Annotated in this window: 12 protein-coding genes and 1 rRNA gene; 1 reads left to right on the forward strand and 12 read right to left on the reverse strand. The window is 46.8% G+C overall.

Annotated elements, in window-relative coordinates; genetic code table 11:
* Positions 1-68: 68 nt before the first annotated feature.
* On the forward strand, positions 69-2,030 hold the full coding sequence (locus FMS18_RS16960) for a FapA family protein (protein ID WP_163295867.1): 1,962 nt from the start codon (positions 69-71) through the stop codon (positions 2,028-2,030).
* Here FMS18_RS16960 and FMS18_RS16965 read toward each other — a convergent pair whose 3' ends face one another.
* The 12 genes from FMS18_RS16965 to rrf all read right to left on the reverse strand — a co-directional run bounded on the left by FMS18_RS16965 (position 2,031) and on the right by rrf (position 11,800).
* Positions 2,031-3,833: a hypothetical protein gene (locus tag FMS18_RS16965; protein WP_163295868.1), complete on the reverse strand. Its 1,803-nt coding sequence runs from the start codon at positions 3,831-3,833 to the stop codon at positions 2,031-2,033.
* Positions 3,763-4,569 carry a tRNA pseudouridine(38-40) synthase TruA gene (gene truA / locus FMS18_RS16970; RefSeq protein WP_163295882.1) on the reverse strand — a complete coding sequence of 269 codons (807 nt, stop codon included), beginning with the start codon at positions 4,567-4,569 and terminating at the stop codon, positions 3,763-3,765. Before truA ends, FMS18_RS16965 begins: the two co-directional genes overlap by 71 nt.
* A 12-nt stretch (positions 4,570-4,581) precedes the next feature.
* On the reverse strand, positions 4,582-5,262 hold the full coding sequence (locus FMS18_RS16975) for a MotE family protein (protein ID WP_239061078.1): 681 nt from the start codon (positions 5,260-5,262) through the stop codon (positions 4,582-4,584).
* Positions 5,186-5,623, reverse strand: a complete 438-nt coding sequence (gene fliJ, locus FMS18_RS16980; RefSeq protein ID WP_163295869.1) for a flagellar export protein FliJ — start codon at positions 5,621-5,623, stop codon at positions 5,186-5,188. Before fliJ ends, FMS18_RS16975 begins: the two co-directional genes overlap by 77 nt.
* A 24-nt stretch (positions 5,624-5,647) precedes the next feature.
* Entirely contained in the window at positions 5,648-5,812 is a 165-nt protein-coding gene (locus FMS18_RS20495; RefSeq protein WP_012765836.1) for a hypothetical protein, read from the reverse strand.
* Between the two features lie 13 nt (positions 5,813-5,825).
* Positions 5,826-7,028, reverse strand: a complete 1,203-nt coding sequence (locus FMS18_RS16985) for a hypothetical protein (protein ID WP_239061079.1) — start codon at positions 7,026-7,028, stop codon at positions 5,826-5,828.
* Positions 7,029-7,370: 342 nt separating this feature from the next.
* Positions 7,371-9,464 (reverse strand): methyl-accepting chemotaxis protein, encoded by a 2,094-nt coding sequence (locus FMS18_RS16990; RefSeq protein WP_163295871.1) that lies wholly within the window; start codon positions 9,462-9,464, stop codon positions 7,371-7,373.
* Between the two features lie 166 nt (positions 9,465-9,630).
* Entirely contained in the window at positions 9,631-9,822 is a 192-nt protein-coding gene (locus FMS18_RS16995) for a ferredoxin (protein WP_163295872.1), read from the reverse strand.
* 125 nt (positions 9,823-9,947) lie between these two features.
* Positions 9,948-10,400: a transporter substrate-binding domain-containing protein gene (locus tag FMS18_RS17000; protein ID WP_163295873.1), complete on the reverse strand. Its 453-nt coding sequence runs from the start codon at positions 10,398-10,400 to the stop codon at positions 9,948-9,950.
* A complete protein-coding gene (locus FMS18_RS17005) occupies positions 10,397-10,723 on the reverse strand; it encodes a hypothetical protein (RefSeq protein WP_163295874.1) in 327 nt (108 codons plus the stop codon). Before FMS18_RS17005 ends, FMS18_RS17000 begins: the two co-directional genes overlap by 4 nt.
* A 20-nt stretch (positions 10,724-10,743) precedes the next feature.
* Complete coding sequence (locus FMS18_RS17010) at positions 10,744-11,508, reverse strand: ABC transporter substrate-binding protein (RefSeq protein ID WP_163295875.1); 765 nt, start codon at positions 11,506-11,508, stop codon at positions 10,744-10,746.
* A gap of 177 nt (positions 11,509-11,685) precedes the next feature.
* Positions 11,686-11,800: ribosomal RNA gene (gene rrf, locus FMS18_RS17015) — 5S ribosomal RNA — on the reverse strand.
* Between the last annotated feature and the right edge of the window lie 14 nt (positions 11,801-11,814).

The raw sequence follows: 11,814 nt of genomic DNA on the forward strand, positions 1-11,814 counted from the left end.
TTTGCATATAATTATTTTTTCCAATTCCGGCACAACGGCAAACGCCGCATACACGGGTAACATAATCCATGACTGACCAAGCGACATCTGCACGGGGAGCAGACCTTCGCAACAAGCGTGATGACACTGTTGTTGATAACAGCAATGCTGTGCTGGAATTCAAAGTTACCCCAGATAAAATGGCGGCCTTCATATCCTCCTACACCCCGGCGGAAGGAAACGGAAAGACTCTATCATTAGAGCTGATGCAGTCCGAGCTGGAACGTTCCGGCATAGGCGGAGAACTGGACCACGATGGAGCCATGTTCGCCCTCAAAAGAGCCGGGGAAGGGAAAAGTATTCTCAATGTAGCCCTTGTGCGGGCTCTTTATCCGCAAAACGCTGAAGACGGTCAGATCATAACCGATGCAGATCTTAACTTTCCGGTGCTTCCGGGAATGGAATTCGGAAAACTCAGCAAAGCATTGCCCGCCTCTCCCGGTAAAAATCTGGACGGAGAGGAAATCCCGGCAGAAGACACCCATACTCCCAAGCCCATCACTCTCGCTGACGCAGAGGACCGCAACTGCACCCTTGATCCGGAAAGTGGAAAACTGGTCGCCAGCACATACGGATTAGTAAAAATCAAAGACCAGCAGGTCATGGTTGAACCGCTCATCAAGGTTTCTGCCAACATGATGAAGGTTTCCACCAAACTCTTCCCCCGTAACTGCTTTGGACTCAGGTATGACCTCGGTGCCCTTGAACCGGCTCTTGAGGCAATGGAAATTTCACGCCCTCTGCAACATGTTGTGGGGCAGACAGCCATAAAAAAAGCCCGCGAAACAGGTGCGGCTCAAGAAGCGGTCATCGTGTACGGAACAGAACCGGTCCCCGGTCGGGACGGATATTTTGAATACGCCCGTGAAGATCAAGTCTCCAGCTCCATCGGTACCACCGGAGAAGATGACCGTGTTGATTTTAAGGACCGTGGGGTTCATCCCATGGTCAGCCCCGGAGACATTATCGGCAAAATCCACCCTCCGGTGGAAGGTAAAGCCGGGGAAGATGTCTACGGCAGGTTAACTCCCCCTCCCGGCGGCAATCCCCTTGAAATAAAAACCGGTGCGCACGTAGCCCCCATGCCGGACGGCATTACCTACAAAGCCACAGCCACCGGGATTGTCCATTTTCAGGACAACACCCTTGCAATCAAAGATGTGCTGGAAACAAAGGGTGATGTGAACTACTCCACCGGAAACATCAAGCTGGAGAAAGGATCGGCACATGTAAATGGCTCCATCAGAGAAGGCTTTACTGTGGAGGCCCCCGCTCATATTGTAGTCAAGGAATCCATTGAAGGAGCTGACGTTACCGCCGGAGGAGATATTGAAATCAAAGGCGGGCTGGTCATGTCCGGAAAAGGGCTGGTCAAGGCTGAAGGCACCATAACAGCCCAATTCGCCTCCAATGCCCGTATCGAATGCGGGGATGAAATCATCATCAAGCATGAAATGAGCAATTGCATGGTCCGCTGTAAAGGTCCTGTGAGCGCTCTTGGCGGTAAGGGTATTATTCAGGGGGGGGTTGTCAGCTCTAATGTCAGCATTGAAGCCAATGAAATCGGCTCGGAAATCGGCGTAAAAACTGTAGTAGGCATCAGTGCAAAACAGACAATCAACAGAAAACTGATCAAAGAAAGGGACGATTTGCGGGCGCGGTTGCTGAAAATCAATTCCACCATCGGGCAAGGGGACAACGAATCCATCCTCAAATCCACCCCTGCGGCCAAGCAGGAACAGATGAAGCAGATTCTCATACTTCGCGGACGCATCAAGCTCAAACTTAAGGAAATCCGCAAGCAACTTTCCAAGGAACTTAACGATTACTATAAGTCCCTTGAACAGCTTTCAATCCGGGTCCACCGCAAAATTCACCCCGGCGTAGAAATAAAGATCGGCGGCAAAACCGTGCAGATCAGCAAACCTACTCCAAGGATGAAATTCCGCTTTGATGCTGAGGAGCGGACCATTATTGCTGCTAAATTTTGATCACCCTTTAGTGGAAACAAGCCGTCCGGTATCGTCGGCAGGCTCATCAAAATCGAAATCAAAACTGTCTTCAAAAGTATCGACCAGTTCCTTTTTCACTTCCAGTTCCAGCTCAGTACGCGGTGAAGGTTCAGGCAGCCAAGGTCCGGGCAATGATGTTTCCGGAATCAGGTAGGAGCTGACTTTGTTCTCAATCACCTCATCATTCACTTCCTGCCAGCGGGTAAACAGACCTTCCTCTTCATCTTCCAGCAATTCGCGGACCTTCTCAGGGTCAGCCAGCAAGGCATCGTAGAAAGTATCTGAATCAAACCAGAGCAACCTATCTTCTTCCGCTTCCTTGAGGCCTATCCATTCCAGATCAACCGCATTATCAGTGACCGGGTCACGCCATAGATCAGCAAAGCCTTCACGAAAAAGATCCTCAGCAGGAAGGATGGATTTACGCAGGTCGTTGTATCCGTCAGTGATCAAACCGACATTCTTCTCCATCTCAGCGACCGCATCAACCACCCGTAAGGGCAGGCTCTCCCCGAAATTTCCATCAAGCTCTACTGTAACCCTCCCCCGATCAAGGGCGAACTCACCGGGAGCACGCACTTCGGTGTAGCCGTTGACGGTCAGCTGAGCGTCTCCCCCCGGATGGGCAGTAACATTCAGGCCCAGCACATCAAGCCCGGAACCGGGTTCCAACTCCAGCCGTTCCCCGATCTTGGGATTGACCGCAGTTATGCTCACCGCCTTACCGTCAATCAGATAGTAATCGTCCCCGGTGTAAACAGGGGAAACCAGCTTGGCATCAACCACTTCAGCACTGATTTTATCTGACGTTGAGGCTGCGGAGTTGGCAATACGGCTCAAAACCGTATCCCATGTTTCCCCATCTTCAACATAGAAATCGATGGTCCCGGACTCGGCACCGATGGTGTAGTCAATGGAATGATCCCCGGCAGTCAGGGTTGTTTCGGCATTGATATCAAAAGACTTACTCAGGAATTGTGACGGACCTCCGGCAACGGCATTGGAAAGATCATAACGGCCCTCTTCTGCCGGACCGATGGGCAGTTGCGTGGCGTAAAGTTTCAGGTTGGAAATAAGATGTCCGCTACTGTCACTGAAAGAAAGCTTGTTGGCAGCATCCAGTGCCTGCGTGCTGTCACCGCGATTCTCTTCGGTAACCACATAAGCTGTATTTACGGAAAAAGCTAAAGCCGAACCAGTGCCCAGCAGATCATCCGGGTTGGAACCGACTGCATTCTGTTTAAAAATACGGGCCTGCACAGGCAAGGAACTGTCATTGACCACATCGCGGACCGCTTCAAGCAATTCGTCATTGGTCATGCCATCGCTGACCTCAACTTCAAGCTGTTTTGAAGCTGACCCCAAAGCCATATCAAATTTATACGTCCCGGCTGTGAGGGAGGTTTCTGTTTCGCCGCTGAAACCACGCGAATAATAGCGGTAGTAACGCTGGAAATCGTCTTTGTGAGTAAGGGATGAAGAAATATTTTTATCAAGGAAGGGGTCATTGACTACAAGGCGGGAACTGCTCAGACCGAAACCCTGATCAGGCCAGCGGAAAGCTGCAAGGGTCTCGCTTAAGGATTTAACCCTGGACTGCACTTCCATGGCCACGGAAGGCGCGGTTAATTCATATTTATTCTTGAGCGCGGCACGGCTGAACCGTTCTTCCCAGTACGATCCCGGAAAGACTCGTTGCAGTGAATCAGACTTATCCGTCGATTCCGCTATTCTGAGCTTGGTTCCGTCCAGTGTCAGTTCCGCCACAACCCGTTTCTCCATAGTAAACACCGGCCATGCACAACCCCTGTGCTGGAGCTGTGGCCGGAGCCATAGTTCTGTCCTTTATCTGTAATAATGATCGGACAGTTTCGGGTTCGGCTTTACCCCGCCCTATGCGCACAAGACAGCCGACCATGTTGCGAACCATCTGTTTAAGAAAACCTGAACCGCAGACTTCAAGAATCATCTCCTGCTCGGTCTGACCGGGATAACGCTTAAAATCATGGATAGTACGAATAGTGGACTTGATCACAGTGCCGGTATTCTGGAAGGATGAAAAATCGTGCTCACCCAAAAAAAGCTGCATCCCCTGATCAAGAGCGGAAAAATCAAGAGGACCGCATTTCCAGACATAATGCCTGCGCCACGGCAGAAAGAAGCTGTTTTCCAGCCACAAGGTGTAAGTGTAGGTCTTGCGGATAGCACTATAACGGGAATGAAACTCGGAAGAAACAAGCTCTACGTTCAACACGGTGACATCGTCAGGCAGCAGGGAATTGAGTGCCCGCTGCCAATTCACTGCAGCAAAGCTTTCATCCACATCAAAATGGGCGACCTGTCCAAGGGCATGCACGCCGCTGTCAGTACGTCCGGAACCATGAACCCGCACAGGGGTTCCGGTGACGCGTATTATGGCTTTTTCCAGCACGCCCTGCACAGTGCGCAGCCTGGGCTGCAACTGCCAGCCGCAAAAATTGGTGCCGTCATAGGCAAGGGTAAGTTTGATTCTTTTCAATTTCAAAAAATATTATTCGTCAAGAGGAGTCTGTAACTTGGTGAGTTCTTCGGAAAGTTTGGCTGCTTTCTTGGGTGTCACAAAACCGAGGATTGCCCCGGCACTGCGGCCGCGCATGCCTGACAAAATCTTGACAGCAAGATCAGTATCAAGGGACTCAATGACCTGAGCTGCCTGCTTGGCTTTCATGGCGGTATATACGCCCACCAGATGCTTGATCTTCTTATCTTTAAGTACATCAGCATCGGCTATCATTTTCTTAAGCCTCTTCTCAAGGCTATTCAATTCGGCAAGTTTCTTATCCAGATTCTGCTCAAGGGTACGCAGAGAGCGTTCCTTGCGGGCCAATTCATCTTCCTTGGCCTTGAGAGCCTTCCAGTCTGCTTCGGGCATGTTGGAAGGCTTGGAAGCTTTGGCAGCGGGCTTGGCTGTATCCTTGGCCTGCACTTCTGCGGCAATGGCCTGCGGAGGAGTGACAACATTACGTACAACATTGCTATCCACCACAGCCTCCACAACCTGCTGTACTTCCTTGGAAGGCTTGGTGATATCAAAACCCAGCGACCCGATAAGGGAAAGCTTAAAAAGTGCCAGTAAAATCAGGCAGACAAGTATTTTAGAAATTTTCAGGTTTGAAGCGAATCGTTGCCATTTCGTCGAACTCTTTTTGTTCTTTGAGATTTTCTTCTTCATGATATTTCTTCGCCTGATTTTCTTTTAGCTTTTCGAGCAATTTACGATCTTTTGACTTATTAACAGCATCTGCACGACATTTTTGCAAGTTAAGGGCCAACTGCTTAAGCCGGTTCTGGGCAGAATGAAGATCCTCTTTGAGAGCCACATCATACTGCTGCCAGAGCCACATGTCATTGGCGGATAAATTGTCGTATTTCTTCTTCTGGTGGGCGACGATCAACTCTTCAACAGCCCAGAGTTTTTTCTTCTGTTCCTGATGCAGACGCAGGGCTTGCGCAAGGGCAAGCCGGGCCTGCTCTTCTGCCTGTTCCCTGAACTCAAGGACTTTCTCAAGCTTAAAAACAAAAGGCTTGGGCATATTATGATTTGATCATCATGAAGGCTATTTCTTTTCTTCAGGCTTTCCGGCCAGTCCGCAATATCCTTTATCACCGTCAGCGAACCGCCACATCATACACATGGTGCCCTGACAAAACTTCATTTTGTCATCACTGGTCATCAGATAGGGACAATATTTAAACTTAGCCTCATTTTCAGAATAGAGCATGAAAACCTCTTTGCTAGTTGGAAACGACCTTTTCGTAAATCAGGCACTGCTTACCCATAGCCTGCTTGACGTACTCCTTGACCAGAACGCCGATACGCTCCTCACGGGTAAACTTGTCAGCGTATTTGCCGTGCTCGTACACTTCGGGAAACTCATCAGACAAAACCGGATGCTCAGCGGCCATATGCTCAATCTGCTTGGAGTATTCGGAAATATAATGATCAATATCCTGATCGGACATCCCTTCGATTTCCTTAACCTTTTCAGCAAAAGCAGCAGGTTCAGGAAGATCATTTGATTCCATAAGGGCTAAAAAAGCACGTCCGAAACGCTGGCTGCCTTCAAAAATATGTTTGGGACGAACCACATTCAATCCGGCCCAACCGGCACGCAACCACTTGAAGAGATAACATACGGTCTGTTCGGGATTATTTTTATCCTGAACATAGAGGTTAACTGCCATGGAACCATACATAAAAGTATCCATCCAGCCCATGCCCCCTGTGGTCAGGCCGGGAATTCCGCTATAGAAATAATTCCACTGGCTGTCATCCACCACCAGACCTTTCATCCCCACGCTGGACTTATCAAGCTGCTTGGAAACGGACAAAAACACATCACGTCCTTCAAACTTAAGCAGCACCAGCAAGCGATTCAAATCGTAACGGTAGTATGCTCCGCCAAAAGAATCCGGGGTATTGACTTCAAACTCTTTGCCCCGCCAGACTTTCGGGATATCGCAGTCATCAATATATTTCCACGGCTGTGCCTTCTCGGTGTAGAACTGGCTGTCAGGATGCCAACCGCTGATCCTGATAACCGAAGGATAAAGAGCGTAGTTGGGAATTTCCGGATTATAGGTATATTCAAGAATCCTTTTCAGTCCGGCATTAACCTGCATACGCATTGCCGCACCATTGGAGGAGTCACGCTTGGGCAATTTGATAATTTTATCTGTTGCCGGAGCATCATCCACATATTTGATCAAAGCGTTGATTTTAGCAGCGTCAAGACTGGAACCCTTGCCAGCCATAAAATCAAACAGGTAATCAAGACCTGCATCAACCTGCTTCGGAAGAGTAACTTTCTTATCCTTATCTTTATCCCCGAAAGAAGTGGAACACTCCCCCTCACCTGTCATAAGGACAAAAGGCACCACGGCTACCATAGCAACGATAAAAGCACGAAATAATAGTCTAAAAAAATTCGAACCCATAAAAAATTTCATATATTTTATTCACCTTCCCGCCTGTTTGCGGCGAGTTTTTATCTCATTTCTGTACTCTCTATTTATTCACTAATCCGCATCTTGGCAAGCTCGGCGTTTAGCCGGGAACCTGCATAGCTACGGGGCTGAACAAACATGCGGCCTATCTTTCTGATTAGCAAGATAAGTACCCTTTGTGAGTTCATGCATAATTCAAAGTGCGTATGCATAGAAGCTGGACTTGCCAGCCAAGACTGAAAAGGTCAACTGTCCGTAATCCGTCAACACCAAGAAGGCTGGAGCGGAACAGAGTCCACCCCAGCCTTGTTAATTACTATCAACCTACTATTGTTATGAATTTTTCAAATCATCAATCAAATTGTTGAGCATATTGGAGAGTTCAGCAAGATTAGACATGGCTTCCGCTGATTGCTCCATGGCATTAAAGTTCTCATCCGCAATGCGATTGATTTCCGAGGTGGACATATTGATTTCCTCTGAAGCGGCACTCTGCTGCTCCGCTGCAGTGGCAATGGAACGAACCTGCTCCGCTACCAGTTCAATAATTTCCAGTATGGATTTCAAAGCATCCCCGGCTTCATTTACCAGCGTTGTTGTGGAATCCACCATCTCGGTTGTCTCGGTCATGGTAGTAATGGAATTCCTTGAAGACTGCTGAATAGAACCAATGGCGTCACCCACTTCTGAAGTCGCGCTTACGGTCTTTTCTGCCAGCTTGCGGACCTCATCGGCGACAACCGCAAAACCGCGTCCGGCTTCACCGGCACGGGCCGCTTCAATGGCTGCGTTAAGGGCCAGCAGGTTGGTCTGATCCGCAATGTCGGTAATCACGCTCATGACACTGCTGATAGACTCGGCTTTCTCACCCAGCTGCCCCATTTCTGAGCCCAGTTTTGCAGATTCACTTTTAAGATTGCTGACCGCAGTCACAACCTTATCAACAATATCCGAACCGTGGACAGCTTCACTTCTGGCCCGTTCAGCTTCTTCGGAGCTTCGAGCGGCATTCGCGGCAACTTCCAGTACGGTGGCGTTCATCTCTTCCATAGCCGTGGCATTTTCTGAAGCACGCTCGCGCTGCATTTCCGAACCACGCATAGATTCTTCCACGTTGGCGGAAAGCTGGGTGGAGGAAGATGAAATCCGTTCCACAATTTCCTCAAGCTGTCCTGCGGCCTGCATCATGCCGTCACGCTTGGCTGTTTCAGCTTTGCGAGTTGCTTCCTCAGCTGTGCCGAGAGCTTCCTCAGCCTGCACGGTTTTAACTTCAGCCTCGCGGGTCTTTTCATCGGCAAGGGAAATTGTTTCAACCAATTCCCCGGTCATGGATTGCAAATTATCTAAAAGATCGCGCAACTCTGCTTTGTAGGAAACATCTTCGGGCTTGGCTTCATAGTTGCCCGCGGCAATCTGCTTGGCGAATTCACCCATGGCATGAATGGGGCGTACAAGTCTGGAATTAACCAATAAAGCCCCAAGCAATCCAAAAACTATAGCTGCAACAGCGGCAATACCAAACATGGTGATATTGGCCTCTTTAGACGCAGCATAAATCTCTGCATGAGGAATAAAAGCAATCATGGTCCAACCGGTCTCTTTGGAGCGGTACACTTCAGCTGAAAATTTAGCCCCATTAAATTCCAAATCTCCAAGCCAGTCTGTTTTGGCGTAATAGGCCGCTTTAAGCGCAGGATTATCCAAATCATCAATTTTTTTGAAATTATTATCCGGAGTTTTAGGATCTGCCAGGATAGTTCCATCTCCCTGCACCAGAACTACAAAACCGGTTTCACCTATATTAAGGTTATTGATAATCTTGGTCAGATCACCGAGGGAGATATCAACAGCAGACACGCCTATAAAATTTCCACTATTATTCCTGATTTTGGTTACTACCCCGATGTTGGGGAAACCTTCTGTTGTAATGTAGGCGGAAAGGTTAATTGATTCAGTGGGCGCATTTTTACCCTGCTTATACCATGGCCGTACACGCGGATCATAATTATTCTTTAAAGTATCTGTACCGTCCTGTGTATACCCGCCATCCTCAAACCCCATGTAGACGTATGCAAAAGCCGGGTTGGCTTTCATCAGCTTATTCGCCAGACGGTTGACCGCTATCTCTGACTGGTCAGTGGCGTACTGGGCAGGCTTACTTGGTCCGTCAAGCTCAAAATATTTTGTCCATTTACCCATGGCATTCTTGGTTTCATCAAGACTGGCCACAAACCTGCTTACGTTTTCTGCCTTTTTCAGAATCTCCGAAATATAATTATTAATCAGTTTCAGTTCCTGACTGGCTGTTTTTCTGTACGAATCCTCAGCTGTGCTGTCGAACTGCATGGAAACAGTCAACATTACAACTAACACCGAGATAATCATCGGTATAACAATAGCCAAAATCATCCGTGTTCTAATTTTCACAGTAGCACCCCTTTTTTTAAAACTGCTGGAACAATGGATATTCAGTATAAATTAAACATAATAGATCATATTTGTCCATAAAATCAGCAAATAGACGATTACTACTTCTCAAAAAAAAGACGCCCCTAAAGGCGTCTCAACAAAAATCTCATATGGAAATCTAAAATCATTCAATCATAATACACTCAACCGGACAGGTATCAATTGATTCTGCTACACACTCAAGATCAACTGCTTCTTCTTTAATCACCTCAGCCTTTTCCCCATCTGAATCAAGGGCAAAGACTTCCGGGCAAAGCTCAACACAGGTTTCGCAACCAATACATTCGTCCTGATCAATCACTACTTTTTTAGCCATAATCTGCCTCCAGATTTTTGGATAAGAATTACTGCTTTTATTTTGAAAACAACTTAAACATAAAGAGGATCTTTTGTACAAGCTTTTTACTTATCTGAAATAATTCTACCGAAACTCAAACAGAACTAATTAACAAAATCCTTGTTATGAAAATTATTCAATATTTTCTCATAGGTCCAGTTTTCCCTGATGACCTTAATTCCTTTATTCAACTTACGCAAAAAATAATCCCCACTGCCTGCTTTACGGGAAAACAAAGCAATCATTGGCTCCGGTTCAATACGTGTCCACACTTCTCCAATATCATATTTGTAATCAGCAAATTCCATATCAATAATATAGTTACCGACCACTGAATTCTCCAGCATAAAATCTATATATCCTTTGCGCAGCATTTTTACCCCGGTGGAATAATTATCTAAGATTTCAACAGTCAATCCCTGCTCCTGCAAATATCCACGGGGGACTCCAATACGATACTTTTTCAATTCATCAAGATTGTTCCATATCAAACCGGAAGGAAATTTTTCTTTTAAAAAAAGAAAGAGAGTTTGTGTTCTAAAATCGAAAAGAATCACATTGCTACGTATTTATCCAAAATTTTTTCTGACCAAGGAACTGAACATATCGCCATGCCACTTTTAATCATATAAAGAACCCGCTTCCACGGATAAAACTTATATCGACACTTAACTCCTTCCACTCGAAAAGCCTCAGTTACAATCTCGGCACAAAGTCCATTGGCAGGCAAATTCCGGCCTGTATACGGAGGCCATTCCCCAGTGGCAATAGTCACCACCTGCTCTGCCGAAACTGGTCGAACCGCACAAACGAATAGCAGCATACCTAAAACTAATACAGCCCAACCATTAAACACTGGTTTCAAATTTTTTATAGACATCTCGATCTCACTTTAATCAACTAATCCAAAGCATGCTTTTTCAATATTTCGTCGTATATTCCGTTAGCTTTGATTTTTGCAAGTCCGCTGTCAAACCGCTCGATAAGTGCCTTTCCATCGGGATTTTTCTTTGAAACAAGCAGATAGACAGGTTCACTTTTCAATGGAGCCTGGTTCTCTCCAAATTCATGTTCTCGGCCGGGCATAAGAACACTTATTAAATAATTACCAACCACGGAATCTTCAGTCATCAAATCAATATAGCCTCTCATCAACATCATAATTCCATTAGAAGAATTGTTGATAAGCTGCGTGTTCAACCCCATTTCAGTTAGCTGGCTTCCATAAAAATATCCCCTACAAATACCTATTCTGTACTTCATCAATTCATCAAGGTTCTTGTAGCTTATTCCATCAGGAAATTTTTCCTTATAATAAAAGAATGAATATTTTTGACTATGTAACGGACTTGAAAACAAAGCGTAAGCTGCTGTTTCGTTGCGCCTAACCCACGGGAAAGACCCTTCGACTTCCCCTCGTTGAAAGCTAAGAATGGCCCGTTTCCATGGATAAAATTTAAGTTCTGTATTCATGTCCACAGCAGCAAAAGCAGCACCGACGATTTCGCTGCAAAGCCCACCACCTTGTACATATTCAGACGTATAAGGAGCCCATTCTCCGGTGGAAAGTAATACCTTTTCTTCGCCAGCACAGACAGGCTCACAAAGAAACAAAAGGATCAACGCAAGGTATAAAAATTTCCACAGAACCTTCCGCAATAACATACGCCCCTGCCTAAAATAATTCTTTAATGTTAGGAGCGAACATAACACGATAGAAAACTTTAGTCTAAAGGGTTTCCAAAGGGGATAACACGGGCTCTAGCCCAAAGAAAGGGGCGATAGAATCCCCCCATAACGCAAGAAAGCCCCCTTGAATTAACAAGGGGGCTTTGAAATAAAAGCTTGCGACGACCTACTTTCCCACTGGCTACCCAGCAGTATCATCGGCGATGGAGAGCTTAACTTCCGAGTTCGGAATGGGGTCGGGTGTGACCTCTCCTCAGTGGTCGCAAGCAAATTTTGCTTGCT

Origin of the sequence: Desulfovibrio sp. JC022 (genome assembly GCF_010470665.1) — a bacterium.
Taxonomy (GTDB): Bacteria; Desulfobacterota; Desulfovibrionia; order Desulfovibrionales; family Desulfovibrionaceae; genus Maridesulfovibrio.

Bases quoted from the DNA above. Each gene is read 5' to 3' on its own strand.
- fliJ (WP_163295869.1), bottom strand. From the start codon at position 5,623: ATGCCCAAGCCTTTTGTTTTTAAGCTTGAGAAAGTCCTTGAGTTCAGG.
- FMS18_RS20495 (WP_012765836.1), bottom strand. From the start codon at position 5,812: ATGCTCTATTCTGAAAATGAGGCTAAGTTTAAATATTGTCCCTATCTG.
- FMS18_RS16960 (WP_163295867.1), top strand. From the start codon at position 69: ATGACTGACCAAGCGACATCTGCACGGGGAGCAGACCTTCGCAACAAG.
- FMS18_RS17010 (WP_163295875.1), bottom strand. From the start codon at position 11,508: ATGTTATTGCGGAAGGTTCTGTGGAAATTTTTATACCTTGCGTTGATC.
- FMS18_RS16995 (WP_163295872.1), bottom strand. From the start codon at position 9,822: ATGGCTAAAAAAGTAGTGATTGATCAGGACGAATGTATTGGTTGCGAA.
- FMS18_RS16965 (WP_163295868.1), bottom strand. From the start codon at position 3,833: ATGGAGAAACGGGTTGTGGCGGAACTGACACTGGACGGAACCAAGCTC.
- FMS18_RS17005 (WP_163295874.1), bottom strand. From the start codon at position 10,723: ATGTCTATAAAAAATTTGAAACCAGTGTTTAATGGTTGGGCTGTATTA.
- FMS18_RS16985 (WP_239061079.1), bottom strand. From the start codon at position 7,028: ATGGGTTCGAATTTTTTTAGACTATTATTTCGTGCTTTTATCGTTGCT.
- FMS18_RS16975 (WP_239061078.1), bottom strand. From the start codon at position 5,262: ATGAAGAAGAAAATCTCAAAGAACAAAAAGAGTTCGACGAAATGGCAA.